The 17135-nt window shown below is 65.9% G+C and carries 14 protein-coding genes; 13 read left to right on the top strand and 1 reads right to left on the bottom strand.

What is annotated here, in order from left to right; translation table 11 throughout:
* Window positions 1–15: 15 nt before the first annotated feature.
* The 5 genes from uppS to bamA all read left to right on the top strand — a co-directional run bounded on the left by uppS (window position 16) and on the right by bamA (window position 6614).
* Window positions 16–774, top strand: a complete 759-nt coding sequence (uppS, locus tag FLG15_RS06965) for a polyprenyl diphosphate synthase (protein WP_057661990.1) — start codon at window positions 16–18, stop codon at window positions 772–774.
* On the top strand, window positions 771–1598 hold the full coding sequence (locus tag FLG15_RS06960) for a phosphatidate cytidylyltransferase (RefSeq protein WP_003485370.1): 828 nt from the start codon (window positions 771–773) through the stop codon (window positions 1596–1598). Before uppS ends, FLG15_RS06960 begins: the two co-directional genes overlap by 4 nt.
* Window positions 1599–1600: 2 nt before the next feature.
* Window positions 1601–2791 (top strand): 1-deoxy-D-xylulose-5-phosphate reductoisomerase, encoded by a 1191-nt coding sequence (locus FLG15_RS06955; RefSeq protein ID WP_057679652.1) that lies wholly within the window; start codon window positions 1601–1603, stop codon window positions 2789–2791.
* A 26-nt stretch (window positions 2792–2817) separates the two neighbouring features.
* Window positions 2818–4164, top strand: coding sequence for an RIP metalloprotease RseP (gene rseP, locus FLG15_RS06950; protein ID WP_057679653.1), 1347 nt, complete (start codon window positions 2818–2820; stop codon window positions 4162–4164).
* Between the two features lie 83 nt (window positions 4165–4247).
* Window positions 4248–6614: an outer membrane protein assembly factor BamA gene (gene bamA, locus FLG15_RS06945; protein WP_003485373.1), complete on the top strand. Its 2367-nt coding sequence runs from the start codon at window positions 4248–4250 to the stop codon at window positions 6612–6614.
* 74 nt (window positions 6615–6688) lie between these two features.
* Here the strand turns inward: bamA and FLG15_RS06940 are convergent, their stop codons facing one another.
* Complete coding sequence (locus FLG15_RS06940) at window positions 6689–6880, bottom strand: hypothetical protein (protein WP_039575407.1); 192 nt, start codon at window positions 6878–6880, stop codon at window positions 6689–6691.
* A gap of 129 nt (window positions 6881–7009) precedes the next feature.
* Between FLG15_RS06940 and lpxD the strand changes: the two genes are divergently transcribed.
* From lpxD to FLG15_RS06900, 8 genes are all read left to right on the top strand, one after another.
* The gene (lpxD, locus tag FLG15_RS06935; protein ID WP_057679654.1) at window positions 7010–8023 is read left to right on the top strand and encodes a UDP-3-O-(3-hydroxymyristoyl)glucosamine N-acyltransferase; all 1014 of its coding nucleotides are present in this window, start codon (window positions 7010–7012) and stop codon (window positions 8021–8023) included.
* Window positions 8020–8478, top strand: coding sequence for a 3-hydroxyacyl-ACP dehydratase FabZ (gene fabZ / locus FLG15_RS06930; RefSeq protein WP_003485378.1), 459 nt, complete (start codon window positions 8020–8022; stop codon window positions 8476–8478). Before lpxD ends, fabZ begins: the two co-directional genes overlap by 4 nt.
* Window positions 8479–8503: 25 nt before the next feature.
* Window positions 8504–9295, top strand: a complete 792-nt coding sequence (lpxA, locus tag FLG15_RS06925) for an acyl-ACP--UDP-N-acetylglucosamine O-acyltransferase (RefSeq protein WP_017155686.1) — start codon at window positions 8504–8506, stop codon at window positions 9293–9295.
* A 29-nt stretch (window positions 9296–9324) separates the two neighbouring features.
* Window positions 9325–10611 carry a lipid-A-disaccharide synthase gene (gene lpxB, locus FLG15_RS06920; RefSeq protein ID WP_057679655.1) on the top strand — a complete coding sequence of 429 codons (1287 nt, stop codon included), beginning with the start codon at window positions 9325–9327 and terminating at the stop codon, window positions 10609–10611.
* On the top strand, window positions 10608–11333 hold the full coding sequence (rnhB, locus tag FLG15_RS06915; protein ID WP_150145738.1) for a ribonuclease HII: 726 nt from the start codon (window positions 10608–10610) through the stop codon (window positions 11331–11333). The genes lpxB and rnhB overlap by 4 nt, the downstream gene beginning before the upstream one ends.
* Window positions 11334–11596: 263 nt before the next feature.
* The gene (gene dnaE / locus FLG15_RS06910; RefSeq protein ID WP_057686990.1) at window positions 11597–15184 is read left to right on the top strand and encodes a DNA polymerase III subunit alpha; all 3588 of its coding nucleotides are present in this window, start codon (window positions 11597–11599) and stop codon (window positions 15182–15184) included.
* A 159-nt stretch (window positions 15185–15343) separates the two neighbouring features.
* A complete protein-coding gene (locus FLG15_RS06905) occupies window positions 15344–16303 on the top strand; it encodes an acetyl-CoA carboxylase carboxyltransferase subunit alpha (protein ID WP_047693638.1) in 960 nt (319 codons plus the stop codon).
* Between the two features lie 57 nt (window positions 16304–16360).
* Window positions 16361–17116 (top strand): tetratricopeptide repeat protein, encoded by a 756-nt coding sequence (locus FLG15_RS06900; RefSeq protein WP_057679323.1) that lies wholly within the window; start codon window positions 16361–16363, stop codon window positions 17114–17116.
* The last annotated feature ends 19 nt before the right edge of the window (window positions 17117–17135 follow it).

The raw sequence follows: 17135 nt of genomic DNA, 5'->3' as shown, positions 1-17135 counted from the left end.
GTGGCATCGCCTGCCATGCATCCCGTCCTCTCTGCTGCTGTGCCGCGCCACATTGCCATCATCATGGATGGCAATGGGCGTTGGGCGCAGCGTCGGCGGCGTCCGCGCGTCATCGGCCACCGTGCCGGCGCGCGCGCGGTCAATCGCACGATCGATTTCTGCCTGGAAAAAGGCGTGTCGGCGCTGACCCTGTTCGCGTTTTCCAGTGAAAACTGGGGCCGTCCGCAGGATGAGGTCGATGCGCTGATGAAGCTGTTCCTGCATGCGCTCGACCGCGAAGTCGAAGAATTGCAGCGACGTGGCGTGCAGGTGCGCTTCATCGGCGACCGCAGCCGCTTTGCCGCACCATTGCGCGACCGCATGGCCGGCGCCGAGCGCAGCACCGCAGCGAACTCGCGGCTGGTGCTGAGCATCGCCGCCAGCTACGGCGGCCGCCAGGACATCGCCGCGGCGGCCCGCGCGTTGGCCGAAGACGTGGCTGCCGGCCGCCTGCAGCCAGAGCAGATCGACGAAGCGCTGCTGTCCAGCCGGGTCGCCCTGGCCGACCTGCCCGCGCCGGATCTGTTCATCCGCACCGGTGGCGACACCCGCATCAGTAATTTCCTGTTGTGGCAGCTGGCTTACACCGAGCTGTGGTTCACCGAAACCCTGTGGCCGGAGTTCGATGCCGGCGTGCTGCAGCAAGCGCTGGACGACTATGCCGGGCGTGAACGCCGCTTCGGCCTGACCAGCGCACAGATCGCCGACAAGGCGACGGAGAGCTCCTCCGCATGACCAAGACTCGCGTGATTGCCGCGCTGATCATGGCGCCGCTCGCGATTTGCGCGATCGTGCTGCTGCCCACTCAATGGCTGGCAGCGCTGGCGGCGGTCCTGTTCCTGACCGGTCTGTGGGAGTGGCTCAAGCTCTCCGGCATCGACGACAGCCTGCCGCGCACCGTGCTGCTGATGCTCAATCTGCTGCTGATGGTGCTGATGGTGTGGGCCTCGGCCGGCTCGATGGTGCTGTTCCAGATTGCGTCGCTGGTCGGCGTGGCGTGGTGGCTGTTGGCGCTGCTCTGGCTGCGCTTTTTCACCTTCGGCGCCGATCATGGCAACGGCCAGGCGCGCGCACTCAAGCTGGCCGCCGGCACCCTGGCGGTGCTGCCGGCATGGGCGGCGCTGGTGCTGCTGCATGCCAGCCCGGACAAGGGCAACCTGTGGTTGCTGACCGCGCTGACCATGGTGTGGGCGGCCGACTCCGGTGCGTATTTCGCCGGCCGCGCGTTCGGCAAGCACAAGCTGGCGCCGCGGGTCAGCCCCAACAAGACCATCGAAGGGTTGCTCGGAGGCCTGCTCGCCGGGATTGCAGTTGCCTGCGCGTTCGGCTGGCTGGCCGGGCTGACCCTGGCGCATGTGCCGCAGCTGGTGCTGGTCTCCGCGCTGGCGGTGCTGGCATCGGTGCTGGGCGACCTGTTCGAAAGCCTGCTCAAGCGCCACGCCGGCGCCAAGGATTCGGGCACGCTGATTCCTGGCCATGGCGGCGTGCTGGACCGCATCGATGGCGTGCTCGCTGCCCTGCCGGTGTTCGCACTCGGCAAGGAAATTCTCGGATTCTAGGCATGGCTGGCTCTTCTCCCCGTCAGGTCGCCGTCTTCGGCGCCACCGGCTCGATCGGCGCATCGGCACTGGACGTGATCGCGCGCCACCCCGAGCGGCTGCGCGCCAGCGTGCTGTCGGCCGGCAGCAAGGTCGACGAGCTGCTGGGGCTCTGCGCCACCCACCGGCCTGCGCATGCGGTGATTGCCGAGACGACGCTGTACCCGGCACTGCGCGATGGCCTGCGCGCGCTGGGCCTGGCGACCCAGGCGCATGCCGGCGCCGAGGCGTTGGACGCACTGGCGAGTGGCGATGCGTGCGACACCGTGGTGGCGGCGATCGTGGGTGCGGCCGGGCTGCCGTCTACGCTGGCGGCAGCGCGCGCCGGCAAGCGCCTGTTGCTGGCCAACAAGGAATCCCTGGTGCTGGCCGGCGAGCTGCTGACCCGCACCGCAGCCGCTGCCGGGGCTGAAATCATCCCGATCGACAGCGAACACAGCGCTATCTTCCAGTGCCTGCGCTCCTGCGACGCCAGTCGTGGCGTGCGCCGCGTGGTACTGACCGCCTCGGGCGGTCCGTTCCGTGGCTGGGACCGTGAGGCGCTGACGGCGGTAACGCCGGCGCAGGCCGTCGCCCACCCGAAGTGGTCGATGGGACCGAAGATCTCGGTGGATTCGGCGACCCTGATGAACAAGGGCCTGGAAGTCATCGAGGCGCATCACTTGTTCGGACTGCCGGGCGAGCAGATCGATGTGCTGGTGCATCCGCAGAGCCTGGTGCATTCGCTGGTGGAATTCGTCGACGGCTCCACCCTTGCCCAGCTTGGCCTGCCGGACATGCGAACCACCCTGGCGGTGGGCTTGACGTGGCCGGAGCGGGTCGACTCCGGTGTCGCCGGACTTGACCTGCTGACCCAGGGCCGGCTGGATTTCGAGGCCCCCGACACCGCCGCATTCCCGTGTCTGCGTCTGGCCTGGGACGCATTACGGGCCGGCGGCACCGCCCCGGCGATCCTGAACGCGGCCAATGAAGTGGCTGTTTCAGCCTTTCTTCAGGGCCAGGTGGGTTTCCTAGCGATCCCTGCGTTGGTCGAACACACACTGACAACGCTCCAGCGGCACAATGCCGATTCCCTCGACACCCTGCTTTTTGCCGATGCGCAAGCCCGGCAAATCACTGAACGCGCCCTCGCCCATCACGCCCTTCATGCCTGATCGTTCCACGCACACGAGCTGCACACATGGGTGATTTCATCGGTTCGGTCTGGTGGATGATCGTCAGCCTGGGCGTGTTGGTGACCTTTCACGAATTCGGGCATTTCTGGGTCGCGCGGCGCTGCGGCGTCAAGGTGCCGCGTTTTTCGGTGGGCTTCGGCAAACCGCTGTGGATGCGCCGCGATCGCCACGGCACCGAGTTCGTGGTCGCCGCGATCCCGCTGGGCGGCTACGTCAAAATGCTCGACGAGCGCGAAGGCGACGTGCATCCGGCCGAGCAGGACCAGGCCTTCAATCGCAAGACCGTGTGGCAGCGCATCGCGATCGTCGCGGCGGGCCCCATCGCCAACCTGCTGCTGTGCATGGCGATGCTGTGGGCGATGTTCGTGGTCGGCAAGCAGGATTATTCGGCAACCGTCGGTCGCGCCGATGGCCTGGCCGCCGAAGCCGGACTGACTCCGGGCGAGCGCATCGTACGCATCGACGGCCGCAGCGTGAGCAGCTGGAGCGATGCCAGCCTGCAGCTCACCACTGCGGCAATGGACAGGCGCGATGTCCGCGTCCTGACCGCCTCCGACACTGCGAGCAGCAGCGAACACACCTTGCGCCTGTCGCAGTTGCCGGTCGGTTTCGACGAACGCCGCGTTGCCGCACTGGCCGGCATCGGCTGGCAGTTCATGCTGCAGCCACCGGTGATTGCCGAAGTGGTGAAGGGCTCGGTGGCCGATGGCCTGCTCAAGCCGGGCGACCGGATCGTGGCCATCGATGGCCAGCCGATCCGCTCGGCCGAAGACATCATTCCGCAGGTGCAGGCGTTGGGCGCCCACGGCGGGCCGGGCATGATCGAGGTGGCGCGTGGCGAAGACCGGCTGGCGCTGGAAATCGCCCCGCGCAAGTCGCCGCAGGGCCAATGGATGATCGGCGTGCGTCCGGCCGCCGCCCCGGCTCCGGCATACGACAGCCGCCAGCAGTACGGGCTGTTCGCCGCCGTGCCGGCCGCGATCCGCGAAACCGGCCGGATGACCGCCGATTCGCTGGGCATGATGAAGCGCATGCTGACCGGCCAGGCCTCGGTCAAGAACATCTCCGGCCCGGTCACCATTGCGCGCGCCGCCAACGCCTCGGCCGAACGCGGGCTCGACTGGTTCCTGTATTTCCTCGGGTTGCTGTCGCTCAGCCTTGCGATCATCAACCTGATGCCCATCCCGATCTTGGACGGTGGGCATCTGCTGTATTACCTTATCGAGTTGATCAAGGGCAGCCCGATCAGCGAACGGGCCATGATTGCCGGACAATACGTCGGCCTGGCGGTCCTGGCCGGGTTGATGGGACTGGCGTTCTACAACGACATCCTCGGCCTGGTTCCACGATGAAGCTGCTCCACTCTTTCCGCCTGTTGTCGTCGTCATACGCCGGCATCCAGCAACACCCGAATACGACTCCAACCGGATGTGACATGACGCGTCTTCCCACTCGCCGCCTGCTTGCCCTCGCTCTTGCCGCCGGCCTCAGCCTGCCGGCCGTTGCTCTGGCCGTCGAGCCGTTCGTTGCCAGCGACATCCGCGTCGACGGCCTGCAGCGCATCGCCTCCGGCACCGTATTCACCTATCTGCCGGTGAACCGCGGCGACACCGTGGACGATGCCAAGGTGGCGGACGCGATCCGTGCGCTCTACCGCACCGGCTTCTTCGAGGACGTGCAGCTGGATCGCCAGGGCAACATCCTGGTGATCACGGTCAAGGAGCGTCCGGCGATCAACAAGCTCACCGTGACCGGCAACAAGGACATCAAGTCCGAGGAACTGCTCAAGGGCCTGGGCGACATCGGCCTGTCCGAGGGCGGCACCTTCGATCGCCTGAGCCTGGACCGCGTGACCCAGGAGCTGACCCGCCAGTACAACAACCGCGGTAAGTACAACGTGGAAATCACCCCGACGGTGAGCCCGCTGGACCGTAACCGCGTCGACGTGGCCATTGCGATCAAGGAAGGCAAGGCGGCCAAGATCCGCCACGTCAACCTGATCGGTACGGAAAAGTTCGCCAACGAGGACATCCTGGACAACTGGGAATCCAAGGAGCACAACTGGGCCTCGTGGTACCGCCGCGACGACCAGTACTCCAAGGAAAAGATGTCCGGCGACCTGGAAAAGCTCAACTCCTGGTACCTGGACCGCGGCTATGTCGACTTCAGCATCGACTCCACCCAGGTCTCGATCAGCCCCGACAAGCGCGACATGTTCATCAGCGCCGGCGTCACCGAGGGCGAGCAGTACAAGATTTCCGAAATCAAGGTGACCGGCGACACCGTGCTGCCGCAGGCCGACATCGAGCGCCTGGTGATCCCCAAGGCCGGCGACATCTTCTCGCGTGCGTTGCTGGAGTACACCTCCGATGCGATCACCAACACGCTGAGCAACGTCGGCTACGCGTTCGCCAAGGTCAACCCGATCCCGACGCCGAACCGCGAAGACCGCACCGTGGCCGTGAACCTGCAGGTGGTGCCCGGCCCGCGCGTGACCGTGCGCCGCATCCTCTACAAGGGCAACAGCCGCACCTCCGACGAGGTCTTGCGCCGCGAAATGCGCCAGTTCGAAAACACCTGGTATTCGCAGGCCGCGATCGACCGTTCCAAGATCCGTCTGCAGCGCCTGGGCTACTTCGAAAGCGTGGACGTGGAAACGCCCGCGGTGCCCGGCAGCAACGACCAGGTCGACGTGGTCTACAACGTCAAGGAGACCACCTCCGGCAGCTTCGTGTTCGGTCTGGGCTACTCGCAGAGCTTCGGCGTGACCACCTCGGTGCAGTTGTCGCAGAACAACTTCCTGGGTGGCGGTAACCGCGTGGCAGTGGAGGCTTCGCGCAGCAGCTACCAGCAACGCTACGCGTTCTCCTACACCAACCCGTTCTTTACCGACGACGGCGTATCGCTGGGCTACAACCTGTCCTGGCGCGCGCTAGATTACTCGGACTTCAACACCGCGCAGTTCAACAGCAAGAACGGTTCGGCGCAGGTGGTGTTCGGCGTGCCGATCACCGAAAACGACACCGTCTCGGCAATGGTGGGTATCGACAGCAACCAGATCACGACCTTCGCCGGCACCACGCCGCAGGCGATCATCGACTACATCAATGCGATCGGCACGCGCACCTTCCATGCATGGCGCACGGAGCTGGGCTGGGCACGCGACACCCGCAACGACTTCTTCATGCCGACCCGCGGCATGTACCAGCGTGTGGGCCTGGAAACCACCCTGCCCGGCTCCACGGTCGAGTACTACAAGCTCAACTACCAGATCTCCAACTACTGGCCGATCATTCCGGCGCTGGTGTTGAACACGCGCTTCGAACTGGGTTACGGCGACAGTTACGGGAAGGACAGCACCCGCGTGCTGACCAACCCGGATGGCAGCACCCGCACGGTCACCGCCACCGGCCTGCCGTTCTACGAGAACTTCTACGCCGGCGGTACCAATTCGGTCCGTGGCTTCGAAGACAACACCCTGGGCCCGCGTTCGGAAGCGATCAACGGCTATACCCGCGGCCAGCCGCTGGGTGGCTCGTTCAAGACCGTGGGTTCGGTGGAAATGTATTTCCCCAAGCTGTTCGACAGCCCGTCAGCGCGCGTTTCGGCATTCGTCGATTTCGGCAACGTGTACAACGGCGTGGACAACTTCAAGGCCAACGAGCTGCGCGCCTCCACCGGTGTGGCGCTGTTGTGGCGCGCCCCGGTCGGCCCCATTTCGATCAGCTACGCATTTCCGCTGAAGAAGGAAGACAACGACGAGATCGAGCGTCTGCAGTTCACCTTCGGCGGCCAGTTCTAAGATTGGCACGCGCAACAATGGCGGCCCGGACGCCCGGGCCGCCATTGTTGTTTGAACACTGGTACGAAACAGCTTTAGAAGTAGTTGTTCCAGACATTGCCCAGGCAGGTGGCGGTGGCGCCCCAATCGGATGTGTCCACGCATTGCACCTGCTGGTCCCAGAAGCTCAGCGCGTTGGTGCGCTGCTGCGCGAAATCGTCGGCCGATGCACTGGTGATTGCGCCCAGCAGGATCACGCTACCGAAAATCGAGAGAACAGTTTTCATATGTTTCTTCCTGGGGTTCGCCGCATCGTTGCGGCCCGGCAAGCAATACGCTCGACTGTTTAGCCAACTGTTGGCGATGTTTTCTCACTGTTAAACCAGTCACTTACCGTTTACGCGAGGTTTACCCTGATGCGATTGACCGCCAGTGCGATTGCCGAACAATTCGGGTTGACCGTCGTCGGTGACGGCACCACCGAAGTCAGCGGCGCCGCCACCCTGGCCCACGCAGGCGCAGGCCAGCTGAGCTTCCTGTCCAACCCGCGCTATCGTCCGCAACTGGCCGACACCCAGGCCGCGGTCGTGGTGCTGCGTGCCGACGATGCCGACGCCGCCAAAGGCACCGCGCTGGTCGCCAAGGACCCGTATACCGCATTCGCCAAGATCGCCGCACTGTTCGATGTGGCACCGGTGCGCGAACCGGGCATCCATGCCTCTGCGGTGATCGATCCGACCGCCCAGGTCTCGGCCACCGCCCACGTCGGCCCCTTCGTCAGCATCGGCGCGCGCAGTCGCGTGGGCGATGGCTGCGTGATCGGCACCGGCAGCATCATCGGCGAAGACTGCGTGGTGGACGAGGGCAGCGAGTTGCTGGCGCGCGTCACCCTGGTCACCCGCGTGCGGTTGGGCAAGCGCGTGCGCATCCACCCCGGTGCGGTGATCGGCGCCGATGGCTTCGGCCTGGCCATGGATGCCGGGCACTGGATCAAGGTGCCCCAGCTCGGGGGTGTGGTGATTGGCGACGATTGCGAAATCGGCGCCAACACCTGCATCGACCGCGGCGCGCTGGAAGACACCGTGCTGGAAGAAGACGTGCGCGTGGACAACCTGGTGCAGATCGCGCACAACTGCCGCATCGGCGCGCACAGTGCGATTGCCGGCTGCACCGGCATTGCCGGCAGCGCCAAGATCGGCCGTTATTGCCTGCTTGGCGGGCATGTCGGCGTGGTCGGCCACCTGGAGATCTGCGACAAGGTGGTGATCACCGGCAAGTCTGTCGTGCGTAATTCCATCCATGAGCCGGGCGAGTATTCGTCCGGCACCCCTCTCACCGACAATCGCACGTGGCGCAAAAACGCCGCGCGCTTCAAGCAGCTTGATGTGCTCGCGAGGCGCATCCTGGCTGTGGGCAAGGAGAAAGAATGAGCCACCACGTTTACGAACTGCCGATCGACGTCAGTCAGATCCAGACGCTGCTCCCGCACCGTTACCCGTTTCTGCTGGTCGACCGCATCCTCGAACTCGATCTGGAAACCAAGTGGATCGTGGCGCAGAAGAACGTCAGCATCAACGAGCCGTTTTTCCAGGGCCATTTTCCGAACCGTCCGGTGATGCCTGGCGTGCTGATCATCGAGGCGCTGGCGCAGGTCGGCGGGGTAATGACCCAGCTCGGCCTGGGCCGCGATGCCTTGTCGCAGCTGTTCTATATGGTCAAGGTGGACAAGGCCCGCTTCAACAAGCAGGTGGTCCCGGGTGACGTGTTGATCATGGAGGTGCAGATGAAGCGCCTGATCCGCAACGTGGGATGCTTCTATGGCGAAGCCAAGGTCGATGGCGAAGTGGTGGCCAGTGCCGAGGTGATGTGCGCCGGCGCCAGGTAATCACCCGCTTTCGGAGTAAGACACGATGCGCGATTCAACACCTTTGATTCATCCCACGGCGGTCATCGATCCATCGGCAACGCTGGCAGACGACGTCCGCGTCGGCGCCTTTTCGCTGATCGGCGCCGATGTGCAGATCGGGGCGGGCACCGAGGTGGGGCCACATTGCTCGATCCACGGCCCGACCCGGATCGGTCGCAACAACCGCTTCATCGGCCACGCCGCGATCGGCGGCGAACCGCAGGACAAGAAGTACGCCGGCGAGCGCACCGAACTGGTGATCGGCGACGGCAACGTGATCCGCGAGTTCGTCACCATCAATCGCGGCACCGGCGGCGGCGGCGGCATCACCGTGGTCGGCAACGACAACTGGATGCTGGCCTACACGCACGTGGCGCACGACTGCCAGGTGGGCAACCACTGCGTGTTTTCCAACAACACCACCTTGGCCGGCCACGTCACCGTTGGCGACTACGTGATCATCAGCGGCTTTGCCGGCGCGCATCAGTTTTGCCGCATCGGCGCGCACGCCTTCCTGGGCATGGGCGCGCTGACCAACGGCGACGTCCCGCCGTTCACCATGGTGGGCAGCGACTCGCTGGGGCGGCCACGCGGCATCAATAGCGAGGGGCTCAAGCGTCGCGGTTTCGACGCCGAACGCATCACCGCGATCAAGCGCGCCTACCGCACGCTGTACGTGGCCGGCCTGCCGCTGGCCGATGCCAAGGCGCAGCTGGCCGAGCAGGCCGAGAGCAGCGAGGATGTGCGCGGAATGCTCGAGTTCATCGAAGCGGCAGAACGGCCGTTGTTGCGATGAAGAGAATCGGGAATCGGGAGTCGGGAATCGTGGACGGTCAGCGCAACGGCGCGTCAGTCGGCAGCGAACCGACGGCTCTGCCGATTCCCCATTCCCCACTCCCCATTCCCGGCGCGCATGCGCGCCCTCCCCGCATCGCCCTGATCGCTGGCGAGGCCTCTGGCGACATCCTCGGAGCCGGGCTGATCGAGCAGCTGCGGCTGCGCTATCCGAATGCCGAATTCGTGGGCATCGGTGGCGATGCGATGCGTGGGGTCGGTTGCCAGACCTGGTTCGATGCCAGCGAGCTGGCGGTGATGGGCCTGACCGAAGTGCTGCGCCATCTGCCGCGCCTGCTCAAGCTGCGCAGTGCGTTCCGCGAGCGGGTGCTGGCGTGGAAGCCGGACGTGTTCATCGGCATCGACGCGCCGGATTTCAATCTGCCGGTGGAACGCTGGCTCAAGCAGCGCGGGATCAAGACCGTGCACTACGTCAGCCCGTCGGTGTGGGCGTGGCGCGAGAAACGTGCCGAAAAAATCGGGGTCAGCGCCGATCTGGTGCTGTGCCTGTTTCCGATGGAACCGCCGATCTATGCCAAGCATGGCGTGGACGCGCGCTTTGTCGGCCATCCGATGGCCGACGATATCGCCTACCAGGCCGACCGCGCAGCGGCGCGCGCAACGCTGGGCCTGTCCGCCTCCAGCACCGTCCTGGCAGTGTTGCCGGGCAGCCGGCACGGCGAAATCAGCCGGCTCGGCGACACCTTTTTCCAGGCCGCCTGGCTGGTGTCCGAGCACCTGCCCAACCTGCACGTGCTGGTACCGGCCGCCAATCCGGGCTGCAAGCAACTGCTGGCCGAGCAGCTCTCACGCTCGTCGCTGCCGGTGATGCGCTCGCACCTGCTCGACGGCCAGGCGCGCACCGCCATGCTGGCCGCCGACGTGGTGCTGCTGGCCTCCGGCACCGCCACGCTGGAAGCCATGCTGGTCAACCGCCCGATGGTGGTGGGCTACAAGGTCGCCCCGGTCACCTACCGCATCGTCAAGCTGCTGGGCCTGCTCAAGGTCAACCGCTACGCCCTGCCCAATATCCTGGCCAATGACGACCTGGCGCCGGAACTGATGCAGGACGACTGCACCCCCGAGCGACTGTGCGTGGCACTGCTGGACTGGTTCAAACACCCCGACAAGGTCGCCGCCCTGCAACCGCGCTACCTGGCCCTGCATGCGCAGTTGCGCCGTGATGCGTCGGCGCGGGCAGCGGATGCGGTGGCTGAGCTGCTGTCGCAGCGGGAATCGGGAATGGAGAATCGGGAATCGGCAGGAGCCGGCGCATGAGGCGCTCTACCTCCAATGGCGCGGTTGTCGTTCCGACGACGCAGGACGGGCTTTTCCACGATTCCCCATTCCCCATTCACGACTCCCACCTGGTCGCCGGCGTCGACGAAGCTGGCCGCGGCCCATTGGCCGGGCCGGTGGCCGTCGCGGCCGTGGTGTTCGATCCCGGCAAACCGCGCATCAATGGGCTGGACGATTCCAAGCAGCTCACGGCCGAGCGGCGCGAGCAGCTGTATGCGCGCATCGTCGATCGGGCGCTGGCGTGGTCGGTGGTGTTGATCGACAGCGAAGAGATCGACCGCATCAATATCTACCAGGCGACCATGCTCGGCATGCGGCGGGCGGTGGAAGGCGTGGCGCATGTGGCCGGGTTCGCGCGCATCGACGGCAACCGCGTGCCCAAGGGCCTGCCCTGCCCGGCCGAGGCATTGATCGGCGGCGACGCGCTGGACCGCGCCATCATGGCCGCCTCGATCGTGGCCAAGGTGACCCGCGACCGGCTGATGCACGAACTGCACATGCGGCACCCGGAATACCGCTTCGATCAACACAAGGGCTACAGCACGCCGGTGCATCTGGCCGCGTTGCAAACCCACGGGCCATGTCCGCAGCATCGGCGCAGCTTTGCGCCGGTGCGCCTGGCGCTGGAAGGCCGTGAACCGGGCCCCGCGACCCATGCCCCGGAACAGCTGCAGGTCGGGCAACTGGTCGCGTCGTTGTAGGACACGCCAGGGTCGGCATCGGCCTGTCCGCTTGCGCGTCGGCGCCTGAACAGCCGCACATTGCATGACGTGCGCGGTGGCTCCGGACACACATCATTCCACGCGTAATCGGTCCTGCAGGCCTCCGATGCCTGTGCAGTGCCGGCGCAGCAAGCGATTGCCCGCCTTTCCAGGTCCCCGGTCCCGGGTCCGGCCCCCTGCTGTCAAGCCTTGTTCGCCCCCGCCCCCGCCGGTACCCTGACCGCGCATTATTCCGGTCCCGCATGTCCACTTCCCGCTTCGTCCATCTGCACGTCCACACCGAGTTCTCGCTGGCGGATTCCACCATCCGTGTGCCCGAGAAACCGGATCAGGCTGACCCGAAAAAGGCCAAGCAGGCCAACCTGCTGAGCCGGGCAGTCGAACTCGACATGCCCGCGCTGGCAGTCACCGACCTCAACAACCTGTTCGCGCTGGTCAAGTTCTACAAGGCCGCCGAAGGGGTTGGCATCAAGCCGATCGCCGGCGCCGATGTGATGATCGCCACGCCGGACATGACGCCCTGGCGCATGACCCTGCTGTGCCGCGACCGCGACGGCTACCTGAGCCTGTCGCGGCTGCTCACCCGCGCCTGGATGGAAGGCCACCGCCCCGAAGGCGGCGTGGCGATCCATCCCGAATGGCTGCAGGCCGGGCACGCCAACCTGTTTGCGTTGGCCGGCCGCGACAGCCTGGCCGGGCGCCTGTTCAACGAGGGCCGCGCGGACCTTGCCGAGCAGCAGCTGGCCGACTGGCAGCGCGTGTTCGGCGATGGCCTGCACCTGGAGCTCACCCGCACCGGGCGCGAGGGCGAGGAACGCTTCAACCAGTTCGCGCTGCACGCCGCCGGCGTGCGCGGGCTGCCGGTGGTGGCCAGCAACGACGTGCGTTTTTTGTACGCCAGCGACTTCAATGCGCACGAAGCGCGCGTGTGCATTTCCTCCGGCCGCGTGCTGGACGACCCCAAGCGCCCGCGCGAGTACAGCGACCAGCAGTACATGAAATCCAGCGAGGAGATGGCGGCGCTGTTCGCCGACATCCCCGACGCCATCGACAACACCCATGCGCTGGCGCAGCGCTGCAACATCGAGATGCGCCTGGGTACCTACTTCCTGCCCGCCTACCCGGTGCCGGAAGACGAGACCCTGGATAGCTGGATCCGCAGCCAGTCGCGACAGGGTCTGGCCGCACGCCTGGAAAAGAACCCGATCGCGCCAGGCAAGACCCGCCAGGACTATGTGGACCGGCTCGAATTCGAGCTGGACACCATCATCAAGATGGGCTTCCCCGGCTACTTCCTGATCGTGGCCGACTTCATCCAGTGGGGCAAGAACCAGGGCATTCCGATCGGCCCGGGGCGCGGTTCCGGTGCCGGCTCGCTGGTAGCCTGGGCGCTGCAGATCACCGACCTGGACCCGCTGCCGTACAACCTGCTGTTCGAGCGCTTCTTGAATCCTGAGCGCGTGTCGATGCCCGACTTCGACATCGACTTCTGCATGGACCGGCGCGACGAAGTCATCGACTACGTGGCGCGCAAATACGGCCGCGAACGCGTCAGCCAGATCATCACCTACGGCACCATGGCCGCCAAGGCCGTGGTACGCGATGCCGGGCGCGTGCTGGGCTTTTCGTATGGGCTGGTCGACAGCGTGGCCAAGCTGATCCCCAACATCCTGGGCATCACGCTCAAGGACGCGATGGGCGAAGGCAAGGACTCGGAGATGGCCTCGCCGGACCTGATCCAGCGCTACCAGGTCGAAGACGACGTGCGCGACCTGATGGATCTGGCGCGCCAGCTCGAAGACCTCACCCGCAACGCCGGCAAGCACGCCGGCGGCGTGGTGATCGCGCCCGATCCGCTCTCCGAGTTCTGCCCGCTGTTCGCCGAACACGACGAAGACGGCCGCGGCAAGAACCCGGTGACCCAGTTCGACAAGGACGACGTCGAAGCGGTGGGCCTGGTGAAGTTCGACTTCCTGGGCCTGCGCACGCTGACCATCATCGATTGGGCGGTCAAGGCGATCAACGTGCGCCATGCGCGCGCGGGCATCGACCCGGTCGACATCACCGCCATCCCGCTCGACGACGTGCCCACCTACAAGGGCGTGTTCGCCTCGGGCAATACCGGCGCGGTGTTCCAGTTCGAATCCTCGGGCATGCGCCGCCTTCTCAAGGACGCGCGCCCGGACCGCTTCGAAGACCTGATCGCGCTGGTGTCGCTGTACCGTCCAGGCCCGATGGACCTGATCCCGGACTTCAACGCGCGCAAGCACGGCCAGCAGGAGATCGTCTACCCCGATCCGCGCACCGAAGTCATCCTGAAAGACACCTACGGCATCATGGTGTACCAGGAGCAGGTGATGCAGATGGCGCAGATCGTCGGCGACTACTCGCTGGGCGGCGCCGACCTGCTGCGTCGCGCGATGGGCAAGAAGGTGCCGGCCGAAATGGCCAAGCACCGCGAAATCTTCCGCGAAGGTGCGGCCAAGGGCGGGGTGAGCGCGGCCAAGGCCGACGAAATCTTCGACCTGATGGAGAAGTTCGCCGGCTACGGCTTCAACAAGTCGCACGCGGCCGCCTACGCGTTGGTCAGCTACCAGACCGCCTGGCTAAAACGGCATTACCCGGCCGAATTCATGGCCGCCACGCTGTCCTCGGACATGGACAACACCGACAAGGTGGTGGGCTTCCTGGATGAGGTGCGCAACCTCGGCCTCACCGTCAAGCCGCCGCGCGTCAACGAGTCGGCGTACATGTTCGAGGCGGCCAGCCCGGACACCATTCAATACGGCCTGGGCGCGATCAAGGGCGTCGGCCAGGGCGCCTGCGAGGCGATCGTCGAAGAACGCCAGCGCGGCGGCCCGTACACCACGCTGCTGGATTTCTGCACGCGCGTGGGCACCGCAAAGCTCAATCGGCGCACGCTGGAAGCGATGATCAATGCCGGCGCGATGGATGGCCTGGGCAAGAACCGCGCCTCGCTGATGCTGCAGCTGCCGGAGGTGATGAAAGCCACCGAGCAGATGGCGCGTGAGCGCGCCTCGGGCCAGAACTCGCTGTTCGGCGGGCCCGACCCGAGCGCCCCGGCAATGCGCCTGGACCTGCCCGAAAGCAAGGAATGGCCGCTGGGCCAGCTGCTCACCGGCGAGCGCGAAACGCTGGGTTTCTATCTCAGCGGGCACCCGTTCGATCCGCACCGCGAAGAAGTGCGCGAGCTGGTCGGCTGCGACCTGGGCGCGCTGGAAAAGATCCTGGCCTCGCAACAGCGTGGCGGCGGCGGTGGCGGCGACGGCGAAAAACGCGCCTGGCGCCCGGAGGTGAGCGCCATTCTTGCCGGCCAGGTGGTCGGCGTGCGCCGCAAGGGCGACAGCCAGGTGTTCGTGCAGCTCGAAGACGGCCGCGGCCGGGTGGAATGCAGCGCGTTTTCCGATGCGATGGCCGAGTTCGGCCACCTGCTCACTCGCGACCGCATCCTGATCGTCAAGGGCGGTCTGCGCGAGGACGAATTCAACGGCGGCTACAGCCTGCGCATCCGCCAGTGCTGGGACTACGAGCAGATCTGCGCCGACCACGCCCAGCGCCTGTCGCTGCGCCTGGACCTGCGCGAAAAGCAGGCCTTCAAGCGCATCGACACACTGCTGGCCAAGCACCGCCCCGGCAAGACCCCCCTGCGCCTGGACCTGCTGCTGCGCGCCCCCAGCGGCGGGGTGGCCGGCATGCTCGACCTCAACGGCACCCATTCGGTGCGCATCGACCAGCAGCTGATGGACAGCCTGCGCGCCGACCCTGCGGTGCGGACGGTGAAGATCAAGTACAGCCCACCGTGGGCGTGAGAATGGGGAATCGGGAATGGGGAATCGCAAAAGCGTGGCGGCCGGATACCTTGCTCTGATTCCCGATTCTCCATTCCCGATTCCGCTCCCAACGCCCCCGTACGGGCCGAGGGCAGCGCTTCAGCTACACTCCCCGCCTTACGTTGACGACGCCATTGCATGAATCCTAACTACCTCGACTTCGAGCAACCCATCGCCGATCTGGAAGCAAAGATCCAGGAACTGCGCAAGGCCAGTACCGGGCCTGCGGTCAACGTGGAGACCGAAGTGCGGGCGCTGCGCGACAAGCTGCGCGTGCGCACCGCGCAGATCTTCCGCGATCTGTCGGCCTGGCAGGTCTCGCAGCTGGCGCGCCACCCGCAGCGCCCGTACACGCTGGATTACATCAACACCATCTGCGACGAATTCCAGGAGCTGGCCGGCGACCGCGCCTATGCCGACGACAAGGCCATCGTCGGGGGCCTGGGCCGTATCGACGGCCGTCCGGTGGTGATCATCGGCCACCAGAAGGGCCGCGACACCAAGACCAAGGTGGCACGCAACTTCGGCATGCCGCGCCCGGAGGGCTACCGCAAGGCCTTGCGCCTGATGAAGCTGGCCGAACGCTTCCGCCTGCCGCTGCTGACCTTCATCGATACCCCCGGCGCGTATCCGGGCATCGGTGCCGAGGAGCGCGGCCAGTCCGAGGCGATCGCGCGCAACCTGCTGGAAATGGCCGAGCTGAAGATTCCGGTGATCTGCACCGTCATCGGCGAAGGCGGCTCCGGTGGCGCGCTGGCGATCGGCGTGGGCGACCGCACCCTGATGCTGGAATACGGCACCTATTCGGTGATTTCGCCGGAAGGCTGCGCCTCGATCCTGTGGAAGGACGCGGCCAAGGCCAAGGATGCCGCCGAACAGCTCGGCCTGACCGCCAAGCGCCTGAAAGGCCTGGGCCTGGTCGACAAGGTGATCCGTGAACCCACCGGCGGTGCGCATCGCAATCCCGAACAGATGGGCAAACGCCTGAAAGCCGTGCTGCTCAACGAGCTGGACGCGCTGGAAAAGATTCCAGTGGAAACGCTGCTGCAGCAGCGCTACGAGCGCCTGCGCAGCTACGGTGCCTACGAAGGGCATTGATTCGCACGACGGCCTGCCGCGTCCAGTGCACGGCCATGGAAAGGACGCCACACCCGCATGTCTCCGCTCCTGCTGATCTCACTGCTGCTGCAAGCCGCCTGCTGCGTCCACGTCGTGCGCAGCGGGCGGCCCTTGTACTGGATCTTCCTGCTGCTGGCGTTTTCGCTGCTGGCGGTGCTGGTCTATGTGTGCGTGGCGGTCATCCCCGATCTGCGCAACGACCCCTATGCACGCCGTGGCCTCAAGCGCGTGCGCAGCACCCTGGACCCGCAACGCGAACAGCGCGATGCCTCACGCCGGCTGGATGTGGCCGACACACCGGAAAATCGCCGCCAGCTCGCAGAGACCTTGCTGGCGCGCGGCGATTACGCCCAGGCCGCCGAGCATTACCAGGGCGCCTTGCGCGGTCTCTATCGCGATGACCCGCACCTGATGCTCGGCCTGGCCAAGGCACAGTTCGGGCTGGGCCAGCCGCAGCAGACGCGGCAGACCCTGGATGCCTTGATCGCGGCCAACCCCAGTTTCCGTTCGCATGACGGGCATCTGCTGTATGCACGCGCGGTCGAAGGCAGCGGCGATACCGAGGCTGCGCTGCATGAATACGACACACTGGCCCAAGGCTATCCGGGCGAAGAAGCACGCGTACGCTATGCACAACTGCTGCAGCGCATCGCACGCAATGACCAGGCCAGGGCGGTGTACGAACAGGTGCTGCGTCACGCCGCCGCCTCGCCCAAGCATTACCAACGCGAGCAACGCGCCTGGGTCGACCTGGCGCGCAAGGGCCTGCGCGAGCTCGACACCGGCGCCTGAGAGCAGCCAACACGACGCC

Origin of the sequence: Xanthomonas phaseoli pv. dieffenbachiae (assembly GCF_008639345.1) — a bacterium.
Taxonomy (GTDB): domain Bacteria; phylum Pseudomonadota; class Gammaproteobacteria; order Xanthomonadales; family Xanthomonadaceae; genus Xanthomonas; species Xanthomonas phaseoli.
This window is presented reverse-complemented; position numbering and strand designations above follow the sequence as displayed.

What these genes read in the sequence shown, in the direction of transcription:
- uppS (WP_057661990.1), top strand. Translation starts at nt 16, where the DNA reads ATGCATCCCGTCCTCTCTGCTGCTGTGCCGCGCCACATTGCCATCATC.
- FLG15_RS06960 (WP_003485370.1), top strand. Translation starts at nt 771, where the DNA reads ATGACCAAGACTCGCGTGATTGCCGCGCTGATCATGGCGCCGCTCGCG.
- FLG15_RS06955 (WP_057679652.1), top strand. Translation starts at nt 1,601, where the DNA reads ATGGCTGGCTCTTCTCCCCGTCAGGTCGCCGTCTTCGGCGCCACCGGC.
- rseP (WP_057679653.1), top strand. Translation starts at nt 2,818, where the DNA reads ATGGGTGATTTCATCGGTTCGGTCTGGTGGATGATCGTCAGCCTGGGC.
- bamA (WP_003485373.1), top strand. Translation starts at nt 4,248, where the DNA reads ATGACGCGTCTTCCCACTCGCCGCCTGCTTGCCCTCGCTCTTGCCGCC.
- FLG15_RS06940 (WP_039575407.1), bottom strand. Translation starts at nt 6,880, where the DNA reads ATGAAAACTGTTCTCTCGATTTTCGGTAGCGTGATCCTGCTGGGCGCA.
- lpxD (WP_057679654.1), top strand. Translation starts at nt 7,010, where the DNA reads ATGCGATTGACCGCCAGTGCGATTGCCGAACAATTCGGGTTGACCGTC.
- fabZ (WP_003485378.1), top strand. Translation starts at nt 8,020, where the DNA reads ATGAGCCACCACGTTTACGAACTGCCGATCGACGTCAGTCAGATCCAG.
- lpxA (WP_017155686.1), top strand. Translation starts at nt 8,504, where the DNA reads ATGCGCGATTCAACACCTTTGATTCATCCCACGGCGGTCATCGATCCA.
- rnhB (WP_150145738.1), top strand. Translation starts at nt 10,608, where the DNA reads ATGAGGCGCTCTACCTCCAATGGCGCGGTTGTCGTTCCGACGACGCAG.
- dnaE (WP_057686990.1), top strand. Translation starts at nt 11,597, where the DNA reads ATGTCCACTTCCCGCTTCGTCCATCTGCACGTCCACACCGAGTTCTCG.
- FLG15_RS06905 (WP_047693638.1), top strand. Translation starts at nt 15,344, where the DNA reads ATGAATCCTAACTACCTCGACTTCGAGCAACCCATCGCCGATCTGGAA.
- FLG15_RS06900 (WP_057679323.1), top strand. Translation starts at nt 16,361, where the DNA reads ATGTCTCCGCTCCTGCTGATCTCACTGCTGCTGCAAGCCGCCTGCTGC.